Genomic DNA, 20,672 nt, shown 5'->3' with positions numbered 1-20,672 from the left:
GGCGCCGGAATGGCTGCGAGGCCGCCCGTTAAACATGAATTGCCCTGCGTTCCCACACGGCACTTGCTCGTTTAGTTGCCAATGTCTACATGTCTGTCAACAACCAATTGGAGACGACGATGTTTGCCTTGTTTCAAACCATTGATTTGGTTTTGAATATTTATACGTGGATCCTGATTGCCAGCGCCGTTTTCTCCTGGCTCTATGCGTTCAACGTCATCAATTCCAGCAACCAGTTCGTCAATTCGGTCGGGATGTTCCTCTATAATGTCACCGAGCCGGTGCTGAAGCCGATCCGTCGTCGGCTGCCGAACCTCGGCGGCATCGACATTTCACCGATCATCCTGCTGGTGATCATCTTCTTCCTGCGCACCTTCCTCTGGACCACCCTTTATCCGCTGGTCGCTTGAGCTCTCCCTGGAGGCTCTTCGCTGATCATCTGCGCCTGACTGTTCGGCTGACGCCGAATGGAGGGCGAGACGCGTTCGACGGCATTGAGACGGACAGCGAAGGCGAGACTTATCTGAAGGCGCGCGTCACCGCCGTTCCGGAAAAGGGAAAGGCCAATAAGGCCCTGATCGCGCTCGTTTCCAAATCGGTCGGCGTTGCCAAATCCCGCGTCAGCCTCGTTTCCGGCGAAACCGCGCGCAAAAAAATCCTCCGGATCGAGGGTGACCCGGAGGATTTGGCAAAAAAGCTCGAAACGCTTTCAGGCTAAACGATCAGCCTTTCGCCTTCTTGGCGCGCTCGATAGCCTCGAGGATAAGGGCGCCGGCTTCGCCGGAATCGCCCCAGCCGAAGATCTTCACCCACTTGCCGGGCTCCAGATCCTTGTAGTGCTCGAAGAAGTGCTCGATCTGCTTCAGCGTGATCTCGGGAAGATCGGTATAATCCTTCACCTTCTCATAGCGCAGCGTCAGCTTCGGCGACGGCACCGCAATGATCTTCTCATCCTTACCCGAATTGTCTTCCATCTTCAGAACGCCGATCGGGCGCACGTTGATGACGCAGCCCGGAACGAGCGGGCGGGTGCTCGCGATCAGCACGTCGATCGGGTCGCCGTCTTCCGACAGCGTGTGCGGCACGAAACCGTAATTGCCCGGATAGGTCATCGGCGTATAGAGGAAGCGATCGACGACCAGCGTGCCGGCGTCCTTATCCATTTCATACTTGATCGGATGACCGCCGACCGGAACCTCGACAATAACGTTGACGTCTTCAGGGGGATTATTACCGATGGAAACGGCGTCGATGCGCATACGAAACTCCTGCGAGGTTGAATTGCTCGCAGCCAGATAATCGGTTTCATGCGGCAACGCAACATTTGACATCACCAATGCGTGATCCACCGGCGCAAAGAGGTCTAACCTGCCGAATAGGTGATTGCTGACCAGAACCGATCAGTTCCAGATGAAGCCGATTTTCTTCAACTGCTTTTGGTCGAAATTTTCCATGCCTTCGCAGAAATCGATCCCGCCGTGATGGCGGTAGAAGCGGCTGGCGGTCTCGTTTTCCTCGAGGCACCAGACGACAAGCCCGTTGCAGCCGAGTGACTTCAACAGCCGGCGCGCCTCGCCGAACAGCATACGGCCGAGACCAATGCCCTGATACTCCGGGCGAAGATAGAGCTCGTAGATCTCGCCTTCCTGCGGCAAAGCGCGGGCGCGGTTGAGGCCGAGGGTCGCGTAGCCGGCGACCGTTCCCGCGACATCGAGAACCAGCAATGTCGCAGGTCCGCGCGTTGCCTTGCGCCACCAGTTTTCCCCGCGTCGCTCGATCATCTGCGTCAGGGCGCGATGCGGAATGATGCCTGCGTAAGTGTGCTGCCACGCGAGCCTATGGGTTTCCGAGATGGCTCGGGCATCGTGCGGTTCAGCCCGCCGGACATCGATCGACAACGTCTTCATAACGTTTACTCTGGTCCTGCCGGAGGCAATTAACCATACGCGATGACGCATTCGGCTCGATTGCCCACAGACTTGATATGTGGACGACGAATAAATTTTAACGCTTTTTTAACGATTGTCACAAGTCGGAATCAACGCAGCGCACAATAAAAAAAACCCCGGCTCTAAGGCCGGGGTTCTTAAGGGTATCTCCGAATTCTCAGAGAGCCGCTTTGGACTTTTCGAACCGCTTGCGGTCGTTTGCGTCGAGATACATCTTGCGCAGACGAATATTCTTCGGCGTCACTTCCATCAGCTCGTCGTCCTGGATCCAGGAGAGCGCGCGATCGAGCGTCATGCGGATCGGCGGCGTCAGCTTCACCGCTTCATCCTTGCCGGCGGCGCGGATGTTGGTGAGCTGCTTGCCCTTCAGGACGTTGACTTCAAGGTCATTGTCGCGCGAATGGATGCCGATGATCATGCCGGCATAGACCTTTTCGCCCGGCTCGATGATCATCGGGCCGCGATCCTCCAGGTTGAACATCGCATAGGCGACGGCTTCACCGGCTGCGTTGGCGAGCAGCACGCCATTGACGCGGCCGCCGATCGCACCCTTATAGGGCTGGTAGTCGTGGAACAGCCGGTTCATGATCGCCGTGCCGCGCGTATCCGTCAGCAGCTCCGACTGGTAGCCGATCAGGCCGCGGGTCGGTGCATAGAAACGCAGGCGAAGACGATTGCCGCCCGACGGACGCAGCTCGACCATTTCGGCCTTGCGCTCCGACATCTTCTGCACGACGACACCGGAATGTTCTTCGTCGACGTCGACGACGACTTCCTCGATCGGCTCCAGCAGCTGGCCGCTTTCATCCTTGTGCATGACGACGCGCGGACGCGAAACGGCAAGCTCGAAGCCTTCGCGACGCATGGTTTCGATGAGAACGGCGAGCTGAAGTTCGCCGCGGCCGGAGACGTAGAACGAATCCTTGCCTTCGGCTTCTTCGATCTTCAGGGCGACGTTGCCTTCCGCTTCCTTAAAGAGACGGTCGCGGATGACGCGCGAGGTCACCTTGTCGCCTTCGGTGCCTGCCAACGGGCTGTCGTTGACGATGAAGGACATGGTCACCGTCGGCGGGTCGATCGGCTGCGCCTTCATGGCTTCCGAAACGGCCGGATCGCAGAAGGTGTCGGCAACGGTACCCTTGGAGAGGCCGGCGATCGCGACGATGTCGCCCGCATGAGCTTCATCGATTGCCGTGCGCTCGATGCCGCGGAAGGCGAGGATCTTGGAGATTCGGCCGGTTTCGATCAGCTTGCCGTCCTGGCCGAGAACCTTGACGGCCTGGTTCGGCTTGATCGAGCCCGATGCGATGCGGCCGGTGATGATACGGCCGAGGAAGGGGTTGGCTTCGAGGATCGTGCCGATCATGCGGAACGGGCCTTCCTCGACGGTCGGCTCCGGAACATGCTTGAGAACCAGGTCGAGAAGCGGCGCAAGACCCTGATCCTTCGGTCCCTCAGGATTGACGTTCATCCAGCCGTCGCGGCCCGAACCGTAGAGGATCGGGAAGTCGAGCTGTTCGTCGGTCGCGTCGAGATTGGCGAAGAGGTCGAAGACTTCGTTGATGACTTCTTCATGGCGGCCGTCCGGACGGTCGATCTTGTTGATCGCGACGATCGGACGAAGGCCGACCTTCAGCGCCTTGCCGACGACGAACTTGGTCTGCGGCATCGGGCCTTCGGACGCATCGACGAGAACGATCGCGCCATCCACCATCGACAGAATGCGCTCGACCTCACCGCCGAAGTCGGCGTGGCCGGGGGTATCGACGATGTTGATGCGGACACCCTTCCACTCGACTGAGGTTGCCTTGGCGAGAATGGTGATGCCGCGTTCTTTTTCGAGATCGTTCGAGTCCATCACGCGTTCGGCAACGCGCTGATTTTCGCGGAACGAGCCGGACTGCTTGAGAAGCTCATCCACCAGGGTCGTCTTGCCATGGTCAACGTGCGCGATGATCGCGATATTGCGAAGTGCCATATGTGAAATCTCTGAGGCTGCGGCGCACGCTCTTGAGGACGCGCCTATTGGTTTGGGGCGTCCATACAGTTTTTTTTGCGTTTGCGAAAGAGGGGAACGCGCAAAAGCTGCGGCAAGGCCGTCGCCCCGCCGCATCACAGCTTGTCATCAAATTGTCTTAGGCGTCGCTGCCTGTCAATTCCTCGAAGGTCGAAAGTCCCTTTTTGACGAGCATCGCATCCGGGCTCGGCAGCTTGCCGCGGAAGGCCTTGTAGGCATCCTCCGGATCGACCGAGCCGCCGACGGAATAGATGTTTTCCTTTAGCCTTTTCGCCATCTCGCCGTTGAAGGCGTCCCCCGTCTCCTCGAAGGCGGCGAAGGCGTCGGCGTCGAGCACCTCGGACCACATGTAGGAATAGTAGCCGGCCGAATAGCCGCCGGAGAAGACGTGCTGGAAGTGCGGTGTCGCATGGCGCATGACGATAGAACTCGGCATGTCGATCTCAGCCAGCACCTCCGCCTGCACCGCCATCGGGTCCTCGACCACCTCGCGCGTATGGAAGGCCATGTCGACCAGCGCCGACGAGGTGAACTCGACGGTGTTGAAGCCGGCATTGAAGGTGCGGGCCGCCAGCACCTTGTCGAGCAGGGTCTGCGGCATCGGCTCGCCGGTTTCGAAATGCACGGCGTATTCTTTGAGGATGGCAGGCACCGTCAGCCAATGTTCGTAGAGCTGCGACGGCAGTTCCACGAAATCGCGCGAGACGCTGGTGCCGGAAACCGAGGGATAGGTGACATCAGAAAGCATGCCATGCAGCGCATGGCCGAATTCGTGGAACAGTGTGCGGGCATCGTCGAGCGACAGCAGCGCCGGCTTGCCCTCGGCCGGCTTGGCGAAATTGCAGACATTATAGATGATCGGCAATTCGCCGTGGCGGCCGTTCTTCAGTTTGAGCTTGTGCTGCGATTGCAGCGAGCTCATCCAGGCGCCGGACCGTTTCGAACCGCGGGCGAAATAGTCGCCGAGGAACAGGGCGACCAGCCTGTCCTCGCGGTCCCTGATTTCGAACACTCTAACGTCAGGGTGATAGGCGGCGACACCCTTCTTCTCGACCGCACGGATGCCGAACAGCCGGCCGGCGACGTCGAAGCAGGCCTCGATGATCTTCTCGAGCTGCAGATAAGGCTTGAGCTCGGCCTCGGAGAAATCGAACTTCCGGGCCCGGATCTTCTCGGAATAGTGGCGCCAGTCCCAAGGCATCACCTCGTGGTTCCGGCCCTCTTCGGCGATCAGCGCCGCGATATCGATCTCTTCCTCGCCGGCGCGCTTCACCGCCCGCGCCCAGACCGCTTTCAGCAGGCCGTTCACCGCTTCGGCCGTCTTCGCCATGGTGTTGTCGAGCGTCAGCTCGGCGAAATTGCCGTAGCCGAGCAAGCTCGCAACCTGATGGCGCAGCGCCAGCGTTTCCCGAATGACTGCGCGATTGTCCGTCTCTCCGCCGTTTTCGCCGCGCGCCACCCAGGCCTTAAAGGCCTGCTCGCGCAAATCTCGGCGCTCCGAGAAGGTGAGGAACGGCTCGATGATCGAACGTGACAATGTCACCGCAAATCTGCCCTCCTCGCCGCGCTCGCGCGCCGCCGCAGCCATCGCGTCGCGCAGGAATTCCGGCAACCCGTCGAGCTCTGGCCCATCGGAAAGCACCAAGGCCCAGGCCTTTTCGTCGGCCAGCACATTCTGGCCGAATTGCGTCCCGAGGCCGGCAAGCCTTTCGTTGATCTCGGCAAGCTTCTCCTGCTCGGCCTTCTCGAGCTTGGCGCCCGATTTGACGAAGCCCTTCCAATGGCGTTCCAACACCCGCGTCTGTTCCAACGTCAGGCCAAGGCTCTCGCGCTTCTGCCAGAGCGTATCGATGCGGGCAAAAAGCGCGGCATTCATGCCGATCTTCGAATAGTGGCGCGACATCTTCGGCGAGATCTCCCGCTCCAGCGCCTGGATCACATCATTGGTATGCGCACCCGCCTTGTTCCAGAACAGCGCCGAAACGCGCGACAGCGCATCGCCGGCAATCTCCAGTGCCGTGACCGTATTGTCGAAGGTCGGCTGATCGCTGTTCCCGACGATCTCGTCGATCTCCTGTTCATGCGCGGCCAGCGCCGCATCGAAGGCGGCAGCAAAATCGCTGTCATCGATGGCGTCGAAACGCGGCAGGCCGTGCAGGCCGTCCCAGTTGGTGAGCGCCGGATTGAAATCATGGGGAGAAGGCATCGGAGAATTCCTTTTTGGCATGCGAATGGATCGTCAATATAGGAGAGCGGCCTGAGAATTGGTATGTCGCAGGCTGGCCTTTTGCCTCGCCTGCCGGTGGACATCCGTAAAATCTGGTGGACAAAATTTGACGCGTAAAAATTAACCATTTGTTAACGATTGACGCGAATCAGGCGCAAGCGCTAGTTTCCGGGTGATCTTCCTGCCAGGGGACATGCGTCATGGAAATTTTTTCCCTGCGGTCTTCTCAGAGTTTGCTATTTAAAAACAACCCTAATAACGCAAAAAGTTCGAAGACTGCCGATATTCACATCGAGACAAAGGCTCCGACCCCCGTCTCGTTCCAGATCGAAGGCGGCCTCGATGAGGGGCTCGATTTTACTGCCGTCAGCCCCGGAGAGTTGCGCTCCTACGCGCGCCAAAGCTTCGACAGCGGCGTGATCGATCAGAGCACCTACGCCGCGATCTCCGAGCCGTTGCCGATGCATGCGATCGATCCGCTCGGCAATGTTATCGACCTCTCCAACGTTACCGACGGCACGAGCTTCAATTTCCTCGATTACTACAAGAACCAGCTGCAGGTCGCCATGTCGATCGGCGATCCCAGCGACGTTCAGACGCTGAAATCGGTCGTCAATTTCCTGGACGGCTGAATCAGGCCTTGCGCCAGCCGATGAGGCCGGGCGTCGCGTGCCATAGCGCCTGGGCGGCAAAACCCATGAAGAGGACGCCGGAGCAGCGCACGATCAGCCGTTCATGGGCGCGATAGAAGCGCCGCACCGCGCCGGCACCGATAATGCCGATCAGGATGATGTCGGCCGTCACGAAACCCACGAAGGACACGCCGAGAAGCACCGGCAGTGCCTCGAAATCGAGCGCGCCGGCGGAGCCCGCAACCAGCGCCGTGAAGGTGGCGAGCGCCACCGGATACCCCTTCGGATTGGTGACGCCGAAGAGCAGGCCGCGCCGGAACGGCCGCTCGACCACGACCAGCGACTGCCCTTCCGCTTTCGGCTTTGCGTTGACCGCGCTCCAGCCGATCCAGGCAAGATAGAAACCGCAAGCGAGGCCGAGCAGATCGAAGATGAAGGTGCCGATCGTCTTCGCGCCGACGATCGCGATCAGCGCCAGCGACGACCAGATCAGATCTCCGACCAGATGCCCCATCATGAAGAAGGCCCCGGCCTTGCGCCCCTGCCCGGCGCCGATGCCGAGCAGCTGCAGGAAAGCGGGTCCGGGGATGAGCACGTAGAAGAGCGCCGCCAGGAAGGCGCCGAAGAGCAGGGACTGCGTCATGGAAATGCTCCGAGGTGATCGAGGCAGAGTAAGTCATCCCCGGCATCCGTCAAGGGCATGGCGGCGGCTTCCGGCTTTCGTAGCCATCACCGAATTGGCTCTAATGATGCGCGCTGTTGATTACCGGTACGATAAACTTCACGACCTTTCCGCCCAGCACTTCATGTTCCGGCGTGGCCATTTCGATGAGCACCTTGTGCTCGCCTGGCGGCAGGGCGGTGAGGACGATAGCGCCGGTGCCGCCCGCATCGGCCCACCGCCAAGGCAGGCCGTCAATGCTGACATGAAGGTGACCGGCCCTCGGCGAGACATCGCTGGCGCTGGCGCCAAAGATTGGCAGGATGCGGAAATTCTCGGTTCGATAGGGAATGATGGCCACCGCTCGGCTGGCGAGCGGTCCCGCAAGGGGCTGATCGACGAAGAGTTTCGGTGCAGCCTCGTTTTTGATGGGAAGGAACTGCGTCGCCGTTTCCGCGTAGATGGGGGTGCCGGCGGCAAGCAGTAAAGCTGCCGCTGCGAGGGCTTTTGCGATCGTGGTCATGACAACATCCTCTGGTGTTCGCGCCGGTCATGGCCCACATCTTCTCGGGACGACGGCGCGATATCGGATTGGAAGCCTGGATCGGAGACTGATCAGGCGACGTTAAGTTCGACCGCGATTGCCGCGGGTTGCTTTGGAATAAGGGCAGAGCTGGTGCGCACGCTCGATCAGAGACCTGGCGAGATCCATCTCGATGCCCGGCAGCTTCGCATTCAGCCGCGCCTGCAGCACATAGCCGCCGTCATTCGAGACCAAGTCGATCTCGGCATTGATGGCATCGGCGGCGGGCACGCGAAGCTGGCGCTCCGCGGCGGCTCTTCCGATCGCGCCGAGGAAACGGGCGGACCAACCCGCAGCGAAGAGCTGCTCGGGATTGGTGCCTACACCCGAGGAACCGGGCGGGGACAATGTCACGTCGAGACGTCCATCGGAGCTGCGCGACGCGCCGTCGCGCCCGCCGGTGGTGCTGGTTTTACCTGTGTAGATGACTGTCGACATTCGGATACTCCTTGCTGGATTTCAGCCGGCGGTGTTGCGGCGGCCGACTTGCGCGCCCAGGATCAATGGGTGTTGGACCACGATGATGGGAAGATGAGCCTCGGAATACCACCCCGGTAGCGAGTAGAAGCGAGAGTGAGCCTATCATTTTCTCTCGCTACCGCCGGTGCCGGAGTTACGCGATCTTTAGGGCACCAAACCGAAATCGCGACCGCTGAAGCGATCCCACTTTCACATCCGTCCGGGAGACCGACATGAACACGCATTTCAAACGCAAGATCGTCTTCGCTCTGTCGATGGGAGTCGTGACGACAGGGCTGATCTCTTTCACGCTGCTCGCGCTCAATCTGGGATTCTCGAAGGGTTTCGTCCTGACATGGCTGCGCTCGTGGAGCATTGCCTATCTCATCGTCATCCCCGCCATCCTGCTGATCGGTCCTCGCCTTCAGGCGCAAATCGATCGCGTTATCCGTGACGCGGAAGAGCAACCATCAATGTGACGATGGCCACGCTTCGCCGCGGCCATCGTCAAAGAGTAGGCGCTTCATTTCGGTGACGGCACATCGCCATAGCTGCCGCAAGCCGCGCGAAGCCGGGGGAGCGCCCAATCGATGAAGGCGCGCACCTTCAGAGCGAGTAAGCCCTGACGCGAATAGACGATGTGGATCGGCTTGGGCTCGCCGTCATACTCCTTCAAGATCTGCACGAGCGCGCCCGCGGACACCTCCTCCGGAACTTGGTAGTCGAACAGGCGGGCGATCCCGACCCCATTCAGTGCGGCGGCAACGCAATTGGCCGCCGTGTTCACCTCAATTCGGCTGCGTGGCATGACCTCGACGGTCTTTCCGTCGATCTCGAAACTCCAAAAGAACGACCGCTTGTGAAACATGATCCCATCGTGATTGGCGAGCTCGGTGGGATGCTGCGGCATGCCATGCCGTTCCAGATAGGCCGGGCTGGCGCAGCTCAGCAGACGGAACTCGCCGGCCTTGACGGCGTAGAGCGAACTGTCGACCAACTCACCAAGTCGGATAGCGACGTCGACCTGCTCATTGATCAGATGAACGGAGCGGTCGAGTGAAAGAATGTTCAGCGTCACCTCCGGATGCTTGTTCGCGAACTCAAGTGCGATCGGCAGAACATAGCGGTGGCCGAATTCGATCGGCATCGTGATGGTCAACAGCCCCCGCGGCATCTGATACTCGCCCGATGCCCTGCGTTCGACCTCCTCCAGATCGGCGATAATCTTGCGCGCCGCCTCGACATAGTCGCGACCAGCATCTGTGAGCTGAAGGTTGCGGCTTGTTCGGATGATGAGGTTGGTGCCGAGATATCGCTCCAGATCGGCGACCTTGCGGCTGACGCTCGGCAGCGGTGCGTTCAGCTTCCGGCTGCCCGCCGACAAGCTCCCGGCATCAACCACCGCAAGCAGAACCCGCATTGCATCAAGCCGATCCATAACGCCCCGACGATTAGAAGCCGTGATGATCGAGGATATGAAAAATCGGTTCTGCTGGATAGGCGTTGCGGCTGTTCGATTGAAGCGTATTCCTCTAGCGCGACGGCCGCTGGGGCGCACCGCACACGACGCCCGATCGATGAGCATCGAGAGGGTGGCTCTCATTTTCACCAAGTACCGGCCAAGGCTCTCGGCCAGTAAATTCCAGCTATTCGATCAGAAAATTCGGCGTGACGGAGGCAAAGCTCAGAGCGCGCAACGTCAAAGGGGTGAAGATTATGGACAGATCTTTCTATATCGGTGTGTCGGCCGCTCTCTTTGCGGCCTTTGCCTTTTCGCTCAACTTTATCGTGCCCTTCATCATTGGCGACTATTCCACCTTCGATTTCGCTCTCATCCGTCATCTCGTCTCGGCCCTAGTCGGCCTGTTCATCCTATTTTCGGAGAAGCACGTCGCGCGCCATCTCACCCTCCGGAACGTTCTGCAGGCCCTTTGGCTCGCCTTCGTGGGATATGTCGGTTACTTCCTGACGGTAACGGGAGCGGCCATCTTCGCCGGCCCTGTCATTGCGCCAGCCTTCCTCGGCCTGGTACCGATCGTCTTGATGGTCATTGGCAATCAGCGTCAGGGATCCTTGCGGTGGCGGTCCCTTGTGGCGCCTCTGGCGCTGGTGCTCATCGGCCTTGTTCTAGTCAATGGCACGGCATTCACCGCTGAAGGATTGAACTCCGTCGGCTCCTTGTGGGTCGGCGTGCCGCTGGCGCTTGCTGCCGTGGGACTCTGGGTCTGGTTCGCTCTTGCCAATCAGGCTGCCCTCGCCGCCCGACCTGAAATGCCCTCAGGCGTGTGGTCGGCGCTGATACTGGTGGGCGGTTGCGTACTGATGCTTGCCTTTTACCCCGTCGGCGCCGCGATGGACCTCTTTAAGCTGCCAGCGTTGGGATTCAGCTGGACTGCTGCCGGCAGCTTGTATCTTTGGGGAGCATCTTTGGCGCTGCTGGCAACCGTAGGCGGTGTCTGGGCCTGGAACATTGCCTCACGCAGCCTGCCCGTCGCCCTGGCCGCGCAATTGATCGTTTCGGAAACAGCCTTTGGTGTCATCGGGGGACTTGTCGTTCATGCCCGTTGGCCAACCCCGATCGAAGTCGCTGGTGTGGTTGTTCTGATCGCCGGCGTCGTTCTGTCGGTACGAATTTTCTACGATCGCCAATTTGCATCGGGAAAGACATTGCTTGCGCAGCAGTGAGGGGATGAGGCAGAATAAGCGGTCGTGGCAACTCGTCAAGGGACTGCAGGGTCTCGCCCGAAGCCGATGTTTTCACCATGCTCGCCCCACGATCCAATCGGTGACCGACCCGTTCAAATTTTTCGGTCGAACACGGCAACTGGCATTTTCAGCCGGTAGAGCGTCGTTGGTCGCCGGGCCCGCTCGGTCTGTCGCTTTTCGCCCTCGACCACTTCGAGCAGATCCAGGTCGTTGATCTTGCGGCGAAAGGCACTTGGATCCAGCCGTTCGCCCATCACCGTTTCATAAATCGCCTGCAGTTCCGACATCGTAAAGACCGCGGGAAGCAGCCTCGCCGGAAGGGTCGAATAGGCGCCTTTGCCGCGCAGCCGCTCCACCGCGGCATCCACGATTTCATTGTGGTCGAAGGGCAGCTTGCCCGCGGCTTCGACTGGCCGCAACTCCAGCGTACTGGCACTGTCTTCTAAAGCTCCCCGCGGGACCAGCGCAAAATACGCGATCGATACCGACCAGTCGCGAGGATCTCGTCGCGCCGATGCGAAGGTCCGGAGCTGCTCGAAGAATATGCCCTCAAGGCCGGCCTTGGAACTGAGGATGCGCTGGACCGCCGCCTCGGCGTCGGCGTCCTCGTCTGTGTGCACATAGCCGCCGATCAGCGCCGGAATACCGGCAAACGGCTCGCCAGGACGCTGAAGCAACGCCGCGCATAGCTTTCCTTCCTGCAGCGTCAGCAAGACGATGTCGACCGTCACGATCGGTCGTGCGAATTCAGCCCCTGCCATCTCTATGTCCCTGCCGTCCTCTCATCCCTCATAGCGGCCACTCGAAAAAATCACAATTCGCAAATAGCAACTTGCAAAATGCAAATTGCAATTCTATATAGAGAGTAGACGGGACGGCGGACAAAGGGCCGCGCCGCTCACCAGGCAACAGCAAAGGAGTATGTCATGGGGATGGGACGTTTCAGCACGGCCGACTGGGCGGCCTATAACGCACTCCATGTGGATGGCCGCAGTCGAGCCGAAGTATTCGGCGCCACCGGCATCGATCCGCGGTTCGACCCGGCGCGCTTTTCCACTCGAGAGAGCCGCGACAGCGCCTACAACCCGCAATCGACTCCGATTATTCTGGCCGCGGACGTGACCGGCTCGATGGGCATGATCGCCCATGAGCTGATGCGCGGCGGGCTCATCACCCTGACATCGGAGATCTACGATCGCCGGCCGGTATCCGATCCGCACATCATGGTCGCAGCAGTCGGAGACGCGTTCACCGATGCCGCCCCTCTGCAGGCCACCCAGTTCGAAGCCGATATCTCGCTTGCCAGCCAGATCCGTGCCTTATGGCTGGAAGGCAATGGGGGCGGCAATGACGGCGAAAGCTATAGCGCCGCTCACCTGCTCGCGGCCCTCAAAACCTCGACCGATGCCTTCGAAAGGCGCGGCCGCAAGGGTTATCTCTTCACCATCGGAGACGAACCGATTCACAATGGCCTGGCCGCCCATCAGATTTCTCGCATCTTCGGCGTCGAACCGCCGCGCGGCCTGAGTGCACAAGAATGTCTTGCGATGGCGCAAAGATCCTATGAAGTCTTTCACATCGTCATCCGTGAAGGCTATGCGGCCACCCGGCTCAACCGGGTGCTGCAGAGCTGGCAACCCTTGCTGCCCGGCCGAACCTTCGTACTCGATGATCACAGGCGCATTGCCGAATTGGTAGTTTCCATCATTGAAATTACCGAAGGCCGCGAGGCCGCCGATGTGGCCGCGAGCTGGCCGGACGCGGCTGCGGCAGTGGTCGCCAAGGCCATCGGTGAACGCCCGAACCGGCGTCTGCTGCCGTTCTTCTAAGCCAGGTACTCTGACTGCCCCGGCGCGACGCTCCGAGGCAATTGAGGAGCAGAATGATGAGTATCCAAGCACAAGCCGTGATCGGCGCGCTTTATGGCGACGAAGGCAAGGGGCTGATGGTCGACCGCCTTGCCGCAGCCACGCCGGGGGCCGTGGTGGTTCGCAGCAATGGCGGCGCTCAGGCTGGCCACACCGTGGTCGATCCCGCCGGCCGCCGCCATGTCTTCCATCACATCGGCTCGGGCAGCTTCGCCGGAGCTTCCACGCATTTCAGCCGCTTCTTCGTTGCTCACCCGATGCTGTTTCTCGACGAGCTGTCCGCTCTCAACGAGCGGGGTGCGAAGCCTCAGATCAGCAGCGACCCGCGCGCCCTGATCACCACGCCTTTCGACATCCTGATCAACCAGGCTGTGGAACTGGCGCGGGGCGCTGCCCGCCACGGAAGCTGCGGCCTCGGCTTCGGCGAGACTATCGAGCGCAACCTGCAGCCCCAATTCGCCCTTTCGACAAAGGATCTGTTCCGCCCCGATCTGCACGCCCGTCTTGTTTCGATCCGCGACAGCTGGGTGCCTGGACGGCTCGCCGCGCTCGGCATCACCGCCTTACCCGAAGAACTGGCTGCCGTATTGGCTGATGAAATCACCATCGCCGGCTTCGAAGCGGATTGCGCCGCCTATCTCGACCACGTCACGCTGTGGCCCGACCGACGGCTATGCGAACGCGGCGCGGTCATCTTCGAGGCGGCACAAGGCCTATGCCTCGATCAAAACCTGGGCGCATTTCCTCACGTCACCCGTTCGAACACCGGTCTGGCAAATATACGCGCGATCGCCGCCGAGGCTGGTGTCACAGAGTTGGACGCGTTATATGCGACGCGCTGCTACACCACCCGCCACGGCGCAGGCCCCCTCAAGGGGGAGGTTCCCACGCTCCTTGGCGTCAATGTCGTCGACCCCACCAACGCACCGAACGAATGGCAAGGTAGCCTAAGGCTCGCGCCGCTTGATCTTTTTACGCTCCGCGAGGCCATCGCAGATGATCTGACCTCGGATCGCAGCGGTATTGCGGTCAAAGCCGGGCTGGCGGTAACCTGTCTCGATCAGACGGAAGACGGCTTTGCTGTCACCGATCAAGAGGAAGTAATCCGGCTTGATCCTGCCAAGGCCGCGCCTGATATAGCCGGTTTCGTCGGCCTGCCGCTCTGGGCCGAGAGCTGGGGACCGCGTCGCCGTGATGTCAGGCTCTATCTCGAAGCAGCCGTCGCGTCATTCACGAAGCAATAAGGCCCGCTCGGCATTTGCCGGTGGGCTCACTATCGTCGCTTAGTCCTGGCGCGACTGCTTGATCTCGACAGGCGTCCTCATGATGATTTCCCGGTGCGGGAACGGGATCGACACGCCGGCTTCCTTGAATGCGTCCCAAAGCGCCATCAGCACCTGGCCCCTGACATTCGTCAGACCATTTGCGGGATCGGAGATCCAGAAGCGGAGCCGGAAATCAAGCGACGAAGCGCCAAAGCAGGTAAGCCAGCATACCGGCGCCCGGTAATCGTTAGCGACGCGATCGACCGTAGAGGCAGTCGCGATTGCGATTCGAGCGACTTCATGTGGATCGCTGTCATAAGCCGTACCGAAGTCGACATCGATCCTGACGTAGTCACTGGAGAACGACCAGTTGACGACCTGTTGAGAAATGAAGTCCTCGTTGGGGATCAGGTATTCTTTGCCGTCACGCGTGATCACCGACACGAATCGCGAGCGCAAGTCGCGGATCGAACCGAAAGTATCGCCGAGCGTGATGGTGTCGCCAGGCTTGATGGATTTATCGAGCAGGATAATGATGCCCGAGATGAAATTCGATACGACTTTCTGAAGGCCGAAACCTATTCCGACGCCGACCGCGCCGGAAAAAACCGTCAATGCGGTAAGGTCGATGCCGGTCGCTGATAGGGCAATTGCGCCGGCGATCATGATCAAGCCGATTTTTATGAACTTGCTGATCAGGACCTTGATCGATGGCGAAAGATCGCCCGACCTCTGCACCCAACGGGACAGGACATTGCCGACGAGAACCGCCACCCAGATGAGCGCGACAGCCAAGACGACCGCTTTCAGCACAAGAAGGAGTGAAAGCCGCACGGCCCCCAGATTGACAGCCAGGCCATCGAGCGCGGAAAGCACCGGACCGTCAAGGCGGAGCGCGTACAACGCGACGTAGCTCCAACTGACGATTGCCACCGCACGCGACAAGGTAGGATTATGAATGATCTTGGTCAGTACCGAGACGATGAACCACGCTGCCGTCAGCGTCAGGGCAGTCGAGACGAGCCATCGTTGCGACGGCCAGGTGTTTTGAGTGAGAACGACGTTGGCAAGCCACAGCCATACCGCAAGAAAGAGCCACTTCAAGCGCCGCATGAAGGCGATTATGACGCGCAAGAGGTCCGGATTGCCTTTGATGCGCCTGGCCTTCGCTTCCAACGCGGGTTCCGTGCGTGATGCCAAGAACGACGCTGCGACGTAACCGACGGCGATAATCCCGAATTGGTAGAGTGTCCATTCGCTGAAGACAAACGTTCGGAACCACTGTTCGAACGCGTCGATTGTCTGCCTGACATCCATGGTTCCGGCCTTTGTAGCCCTTCAAGGCAGATAAAGGCGTCGACCCTATTTTTGTTCAATTTGCCCACGTCAGTGGTAATCGAGTTCCGCCACATGGCCGTCACGCTTTGACATCGTTGCCGCGGATTTCGTGGACGAGAGCGGTGAGGCTTGCTACCGCTTCCATGAAAACGCCCGCGCGACAAAGCCGGCGGGCGCATGACCAGTTCAAAAGCGAGGCAAGTTTACTTCGCAAGGTTCCGTTTGCCGAGGGTGCGCAGGCGCAGCGCATTGAGCTTGATGAAGCCGGCTGCGTCCTTCTGATCGTAGGCGCCCTGGTCGTCCTCGAAAGTGACGAGCTTGTCGGAATAGAGCGATTTTTCGCTTTCGCGGCCAATGACTATGACATTGCCCTTGTAGAGCTTCAGCGTCACTTCACCTTCGACATGCTCCTGGCTCTTGTCGATCAGCGCCTGCAGCATCTCACGCTCCGGCGAGAACCAGAAACCGTAATAGATGAGCTCTGCGTAACGCGGCATGATCTCGTCCTTGAGATGAGCGGCCCCGCGGTCGAGGGTGATCGATTCGATGGCGCGGTGCGCCGAAAGCAGAATCGTGCCGCCGGGCGTTTCGTAGACGCCGCGCGACTTCATGCCGACGAAGCGGTTCTCGACGAGGTCGAGACGGCCGATGCCGTTGTCGCGGCCATAGGTGTTGAGGGTCGCCAGCAGCGTCGCCGGCGACATCTCGACACCGTTGATCGAGACGGCGTCGCCCTTGCGGAAGCCGACCTTGATCACCGTCGCCTTATCAGGCGCGGCTTCCGGAGAGATCGTGCGCATATGCACATATTCCGGCGCCTCCTGGGCGGGGTCCTCGAGAACCTTGCCCTCGGAGGAGGAGTGCAGCAGGTTGGCGTCGACGGAGAACGGCGCCTCGCCCTTTTTGTCCTTGGCGACCGGGATCTGATGCTGTTCGGCGAAGGCCAGCAGTTCCGTGCGGCTCTTGAACGCCCAGTCGCGCCACGGCGCGATGATCTTGATGTCGGGATTCAAAGCATAGGCGGACAGCTCGAAACGAACCTGGTCGTTGCCCTTGCCGGTCGCGCCGTGGGCGATCGCATCGGCGCCGGTCTTGCGGGCGATATCGATCAGATGCTTGGAAATCAGCGGCCGGGCGATCGAGGTGCCTAGCAGATAGACGCCTTCGTAGACGGCATTGGCACGGAACATCGGGAAGACGAAATCGCGCACGAATTCCTCGCGCACATCCTCGATGTAGATCTCCTTGATGCCGAGCATTTCAGCTTTCTTGCGCGCCGGCTCCAGCTCTTCGCCCTGGCCGAGATCGGCGGTGAAGGTGACGACTTCGGCGCCGAGTTCCGTCTGCAGCCACTTCAGGATGATCGAGGTGTCGAGGCCGCCGGAATAGGCGAGCACGACTTTCTTCACGTCTTTGTATGATGCCATGGTGATGAGGTCCGTTGCATAAAAGGCCGGCGAAAACCCGGTGTCGCGGCACTTTTAGCGAGATTGGCGCGTGACGCAAGGGCAAGTGCGGCGCCACCGGCGCGATAGCGTTTGACAGCGCGAAAGCGGAGCCCATATTCGCCATCGTCCGAACAATGCTCGAGGAGAGGCTGCCCGTGACGAATATTCAAGACATTTTCAAGAAATCCAATGTTGCGGTCGTCACCGGCGGCGCGTCGGGCATCGGCCTGGCCGCGGCGAAATATTTCGCCGGCCAAGGCATGAGCGTCGTCATCGCCGATCTCGGCGGCGATCGGCTGGCCGCCGCCGCCGACGAACTCAAGGCCATTGCCGGCGAAGAAAATGTGATGACGGTTGAGACCGACGTCGCCAGCAAGGGCTCTCTGGAGGCGCTCGAACGCGCCGTGCTCCAGCGTTTCGGCCGCGTGCATGTGCTGATGAACAATGCCGGCATTGGTCCGGAGACCTCGATCTTCAGCCCGCAGGCGAACTGGGATCATATCTTCGCGGTCAATCTGATGGGCGTTGTCAACGGCACGCGCGTCTTCGGCCCGAAGATGCTGTCGCACGGCGAGCCCGGCCTGATCATCAACACCGGCTCGAAGCAGGGCATCACCACGCCGCCCGGCAACCCGGCCTACAATATCTCGAAGGCCGGCGTGAAAGTCTTCACCGAAGCGCTCGAGCACGAGCTTCGTAATATCGAAGGTGGAAAAATCTCCGCCCATCTGCTCATCCCGGGCTTCGTCTTCACCGGCCTGACCAAGGGCGACCGCGCGGAAAAACCCGCCGGCGCCTGGACGCCGGAGCAAACGGTCGATTTCATGGTCGAAAGCCTCGCACGCGGCGATTTCTATATCCTCTGCCCCGACAACGATGTGAGCCGCGGGGTCGACGAGCGACGCATGGCCTGGGCGATGGGCGACATCATCGAGAACCGGCCGCCGCTGTCGCGCTGGCACAGGGACTATGCCGACAAGTTCAAGGTCTTCCTCGACCAGACGTAATGGAGGCCATCAGAAGGTTTGATTGGTAATTTTCCGGAAGCCGGATAAGAGATTGCGAGATCTTTCCGGCTTCCGAGTGTGCCATGGACTTTCTGCCCAGCCTGCCGACCCTTCTCGCCTTTGCCGCCGCGACGCTGCTACTTGCGGCAACCCCGGGTCCCGACATGACGCTGTCGATCAGCCGCGCGCTCGCCCAGGGCAAGAAGGCGGCTCTTTTCGTCGTCGTCGGCACCAGCCTCGGCATCGTCGTCCACACCATGCTGGTTGCCTTCGGCATTTCGGCGCTGATCACCGCCTCACCGACCGCCTTCCTGACTCTGAAGACTGGCGGCGCCGCCTATCTGCTCTGGCTGGCGGTGCAGGCGATCCGCTTCGGCTCGAAGCTCACCATCGCCAAGGTCGAGGAGCAGAAGGGCACCACCCTTTCGAACATCTCCTCGGGCTTCTGGGTCAACCTCCTGAACCCCAAGGTCATCATCTTCTTCATGACCTTCCTGCCGCAGTTCGTCAGCGCCGGAGACCCGGCCGTCACGCAGAAGCTGCTTTTCCTCGGATTTTGCTTCATCCTGATCGGCATGCCGGTTAATGCCGCCGTCGTCTTTGCCGCCGACTGGCTGGCCTCCTGGCTGCAGAACAACAGAAAGGTGCTGCGCGGCATGGACTATACCTTCGCCGGCGTCTTCTCGATCTTCGCCGCCAAGATCCTGCTCACCCAGGCTCGATAGGCCGAATTCAGCCGATCAGCCCGCTGTTGGCTTAGCCAATCAGCACGCTGTCGGATTCAGCCGATCAGCAAAGCATCGTCATCCAGCGTCTGGCCGCGCATATTGCGGAACATGGCGATCAGGTCCTCGACCTGCAGGTTCTTTCGGTTGTCGCCCGCAACGTCGAGAACGATCTCGCCGCCATGCAGCATGATAGTGCGGTGGCCGTAATCCAGCGCCTGGCGCATGGAATGGGTCACCATCATCGTCGTCAGCTTGCGCTCGGCCACGATCTTCTGCGTGAGGTTCATCACGAACTCGGCCATCCCAGGATCGAGCGCTGCCGTGTGTTCGTCGAGCAGCAGTGCCTCCGACCCGGCAAGCGTCGCCATGACAAGCGAAACGGCTTGTCGCTGCCCGCCGGAAAGCAGATCCATGCGGTCCTTCAGCCGGTTTTCCAGCCCGAGATTGAGCTCGGCGATCCGCTCCTTGAAATAATCGCGCCTCTTGCCGCCGAGCGCCGGGACAAGCCCGCGCTTCTCACCGCGGCGGGCGGCGAGAGCGAGATTCTCCTCGATAGACAATGAGCCGCAGCTTCCTGTCAGCGGATCCTGGAAGACGCGTGCCACCAGACCGGCGCGCGCCGCCGTCGACTTGCGCGTCACCTCATTCTTGCCGATCAGCACCTGTCCCTCGCTCGGCAGGACGTCGCCGGCGAGCACGCCGAGCAGCGTGGATTTGCCGGCGCCGTTCGAACCGATGACGGTCACGAAGGAGCCCTGCTCGATGGTCAGGCTGACGCCGTTCAGCGCCTGCTTCTGCAGCGGCGTGCCTCGTCCGAAAACGACCTTGATATCCTTGACGCTGATCACGATGCGGCACCTCTGCGAAGGCGGGGAAGAATGAGTGCCACGGTCACCAGCACGGCCGTCACGAAATTGAGATCGGAGGCCTGCAGACCGATGACGTCGCTCGACAGCGCCAGCTGGATGGCAATGCGATAGAGGATCGAACCGAGCACGCAGCCGACGAGCGCGATCAATAGCCCGCGCCGCCCGAGCAAGGTCTCGCCGATGATGACGGCGGCAAGACCGACGACGATGGTGCCGACGCCGGAGGTGACGTCGGCAAAACCGTTGGTCTGGGCAAACAAGGCACCGCCGAACGCCACCAGCGCATTCGAGATCGCCATGCCGAGATAGATCTGCCGGCTGGTGTCGACGCCCTGGGCTCGCGCCATCCTGGCATTGGCGCCGGTCGCGCGCATGGCCAGCCCGGCGTCGCTTTCGAGGAAGCGCCAGACCAGGACGAGCGCGACGATGACGAGAACGCCGACGAAGAGCGGCCGCACGTAGAAATCGCGAAGGCCATGGCCGAAGAATGGGCTGATCATCGTATCGGCATTGATGAGGGCGACATTGGGTTTGCCCATCACCCTTAGATTGACGGAGAACAGGGCGATCATCGTCAGGATCGAGGCGAGCAGGTTGAGGATCTTGAAGCGCACATTGAGCAGCGCCGTCACCATGCCCGCAGCCGCACCCGCGGCCATGGCGATCAGCGCCGCGAGCCAGGCATTGACGCCGGCGATGATCAGCACAGCCGTGACCGCTGCACCCAGCGGAAAGGAACCGTCGACGGTCAGGTCGGGAAAATCGAGGACGCGGAAGGCGAGATAGACGCCGAGAGCGACGAAGGAATAGACCAGGCCGAGCTCGACGGCCCCCCAGAATGCGATTTGGCTCAAGGCTTTCAGCCCCTTTTTGTTTCCGTTCCGCCCGTCGCGAAACCGGAGCCTTGTAATACTA

Annotated in this window: 21 protein-coding genes and 1 pseudogene; 9 read left to right on the top strand and 13 right to left on the bottom strand. The window is 60.5% G+C overall.

Going from position 1 to position 20,672, the window contains the following annotated elements; all coding sequences use genetic code 11:
• The first annotated feature begins 119 nt into the window (after nt 1-119).
• Both PYR71_RS14235 and PYR71_RS14230 read left to right on the top strand, forming a co-directional pair.
• Nucleotides 120-410 carry a YggT family protein gene (locus tag PYR71_RS14235; protein ID WP_246720434.1) on the top strand — a complete coding sequence of 97 codons (291 nt, stop codon included), beginning with the start codon at nt 120-122 and terminating at the stop codon, nt 408-410.
• Complete coding sequence (locus tag PYR71_RS14230; RefSeq protein ID WP_183917342.1) at nt 407-718, top strand: DUF167 domain-containing protein; 312 nt, start codon at nt 407-409, stop codon at nt 716-718. The genes PYR71_RS14235 and PYR71_RS14230 overlap by 4 nt, the downstream gene beginning before the upstream one ends.
• Before the next feature lie 4 nt (nt 719-722).
• Here PYR71_RS14230 and ppa read toward each other — a convergent pair whose 3' ends face one another.
• The 4 genes from ppa to PYR71_RS14210 form a co-directional block, all read right to left on the bottom strand.
• Nucleotides 723-1,259: an inorganic diphosphatase gene (ppa, locus tag PYR71_RS14225; protein ID WP_009993316.1), complete on the bottom strand. Its 537-nt coding sequence runs from the start codon at nt 1,257-1,259 to the stop codon at nt 723-725.
• Between the two features lie 141 nt (nt 1,260-1,400).
• Entirely contained in the window at nt 1,401-1,907 is a 507-nt protein-coding gene (locus PYR71_RS14220) for a GNAT family N-acetyltransferase (RefSeq protein WP_275619811.1), read from the bottom strand.
• Between the two features lie 199 nt (nt 1,908-2,106).
• Nucleotides 2,107-3,927: a translational GTPase TypA gene (typA, locus tag PYR71_RS14215; protein WP_012485506.1), complete on the bottom strand. Its 1,821-nt coding sequence runs from the start codon at nt 3,925-3,927 to the stop codon at nt 2,107-2,109.
• 157 nt (nt 3,928-4,084) lie between these two features.
• Nucleotides 4,085-6,172: a M3 family metallopeptidase gene (locus tag PYR71_RS14210; protein ID WP_275619810.1), complete on the bottom strand. Its 2,088-nt coding sequence runs from the start codon at nt 6,170-6,172 to the stop codon at nt 4,085-4,087.
• A gap of 221 nt (nt 6,173-6,393) precedes the next feature.
• Here PYR71_RS14210 and PYR71_RS14205 point away from each other — a divergent pair, with 221 nt between their 5' ends.
• Nucleotides 6,394-6,825 (top strand): hypothetical protein, encoded by a 432-nt coding sequence (locus tag PYR71_RS14205; protein WP_183917349.1) that lies wholly within the window; start codon nt 6,394-6,396, stop codon nt 6,823-6,825.
• A gap of 1 nt (nt 6,826) precedes the next feature.
• Here the strand turns inward: PYR71_RS14205 and PYR71_RS14200 are convergent, their stop codons facing one another.
• The 3 genes and pseudogenes from PYR71_RS14200 to PYR71_RS14190 form a co-directional block, all read right to left on the bottom strand.
• Nucleotides 6,827-7,468, bottom strand: a complete 642-nt coding sequence (locus PYR71_RS14200; protein ID WP_275619809.1) for a LysE family translocator — start codon at nt 7,466-7,468, stop codon at nt 6,827-6,829.
• Between the two features lie 100 nt (nt 7,469-7,568).
• Nucleotides 7,569-8,009, bottom strand: coding sequence for a DUF6130 family protein (locus PYR71_RS14195; RefSeq protein WP_275619808.1), 441 nt, complete (start codon nt 8,007-8,009; stop codon nt 7,569-7,571).
• A 92-nt stretch (nt 8,010-8,101) separates the two neighbouring features.
• Nucleotides 8,102-8,507, bottom strand: a pseudogene (locus PYR71_RS14190) (organic hydroperoxide resistance protein).
• 254 nt (nt 8,508-8,761) lie between these two features.
• Between PYR71_RS14190 and PYR71_RS14185 the strand changes: the two are divergent.
• The gene (locus PYR71_RS14185; protein ID WP_183917357.1) at nt 8,762-9,007 is read left to right on the top strand and encodes a DUF2798 domain-containing protein; all 246 of its coding nucleotides are present in this window, start codon (nt 8,762-8,764) and stop codon (nt 9,005-9,007) included.
• Between the two features lie 44 nt (nt 9,008-9,051).
• Here the strand turns inward: PYR71_RS14185 and PYR71_RS14180 are convergent, their stop codons facing one another.
• Nucleotides 9,052-9,966: a LysR family transcriptional regulator gene (locus PYR71_RS14180; protein ID WP_275619807.1), complete on the bottom strand. Its 915-nt coding sequence runs from the start codon at nt 9,964-9,966 to the stop codon at nt 9,052-9,054.
• Between the two features lie 278 nt (nt 9,967-10,244).
• Between PYR71_RS14180 and PYR71_RS14175 the strand changes: the two genes are divergently transcribed.
• Entirely contained in the window at nt 10,245-11,213 is a 969-nt protein-coding gene (locus tag PYR71_RS14175) for a DMT family transporter (RefSeq protein ID WP_275619899.1), read from the top strand.
• Between the two features lie 113 nt (nt 11,214-11,326).
• Here PYR71_RS14175 and PYR71_RS14170 read toward each other — a convergent pair whose 3' ends face one another.
• A complete protein-coding gene (locus PYR71_RS14170) occupies nt 11,327-11,995 on the bottom strand; it encodes an NUDIX hydrolase (protein WP_275619806.1) in 669 nt (222 codons plus the stop codon).
• Between the two features lie 165 nt (nt 11,996-12,160).
• On the opposite strand from PYR71_RS14170, the gene PYR71_RS14165 reads away from it, so the two are divergent.
• Nucleotides 12,161-13,063: a hypothetical protein gene (locus PYR71_RS14165; protein ID WP_275619805.1), complete on the top strand. Its 903-nt coding sequence runs from the start codon at nt 12,161-12,163 to the stop codon at nt 13,061-13,063.
• A 56-nt stretch (nt 13,064-13,119) separates the two neighbouring features.
• Nucleotides 13,120-14,346, top strand: a complete 1,227-nt coding sequence (locus PYR71_RS14160; protein WP_275619804.1) for an adenylosuccinate synthetase — start codon at nt 13,120-13,122, stop codon at nt 14,344-14,346.
• 39 nt (nt 14,347-14,385) lie between these two features.
• Here PYR71_RS14160 and PYR71_RS14155 read toward each other — a convergent pair whose 3' ends face one another.
• Together PYR71_RS14155 and PYR71_RS14150 are read right to left on the bottom strand one after the other, a co-directional pair.
• On the bottom strand, nt 14,386-15,684 hold the full coding sequence (locus tag PYR71_RS14155) for a mechanosensitive ion channel family protein (protein WP_183917367.1): 1,299 nt from the start codon (nt 15,682-15,684) through the stop codon (nt 14,386-14,388).
• 224 nt (nt 15,685-15,908) lie between these two features.
• Entirely contained in the window at nt 15,909-17,132 is a 1,224-nt protein-coding gene (locus PYR71_RS14150; protein WP_275619803.1) for an argininosuccinate synthase, read from the bottom strand.
• Between the two features lie 176 nt (nt 17,133-17,308).
• Between PYR71_RS14150 and PYR71_RS14145 the strand changes: the two genes are divergently transcribed.
• Both PYR71_RS14145 and PYR71_RS14140 read left to right on the top strand, forming a co-directional pair.
• A complete protein-coding gene (locus PYR71_RS14145) occupies nt 17,309-18,160 on the top strand; it encodes an SDR family NAD(P)-dependent oxidoreductase (RefSeq protein ID WP_183917369.1) in 852 nt (283 codons plus the stop codon).
• An 83-nt stretch (nt 18,161-18,243) separates the two neighbouring features.
• Nucleotides 18,244-18,885: a LysE family translocator gene (locus tag PYR71_RS14140; RefSeq protein ID WP_183917371.1), complete on the top strand. Its 642-nt coding sequence runs from the start codon at nt 18,244-18,246 to the stop codon at nt 18,883-18,885.
• A gap of 56 nt (nt 18,886-18,941) precedes the next feature.
• Here PYR71_RS14140 and PYR71_RS14135 read toward each other — a convergent pair whose 3' ends face one another.
• Nucleotides 18,942-19,736 (bottom strand): ABC transporter ATP-binding protein, encoded by a 795-nt coding sequence (locus tag PYR71_RS14135; protein ID WP_275619802.1) that lies wholly within the window; start codon nt 19,734-19,736, stop codon nt 18,942-18,944.
• On the bottom strand, nt 19,733-20,611 hold the full coding sequence (locus tag PYR71_RS14130) for an ABC transporter permease (RefSeq protein WP_183917375.1): 879 nt from the start codon (nt 20,609-20,611) through the stop codon (nt 19,733-19,735). Before PYR71_RS14130 ends, PYR71_RS14135 begins: the two co-directional genes overlap by 4 nt.
• Nucleotides 20,612-20,672: the final 61 nt, after the last annotated feature.

It is taken from the genome of Rhizobium mulingense, from assembly GCF_029194105.1.
Taxonomy (GTDB): domain Bacteria; phylum Pseudomonadota; class Alphaproteobacteria; order Rhizobiales; family Rhizobiaceae; genus Rhizobium; species Rhizobium mulingense.
The sequence above is the reverse complement of the archived record's forward strand: the minus strand, read 5'-3'. Positions and strand labels throughout refer to the sequence as shown.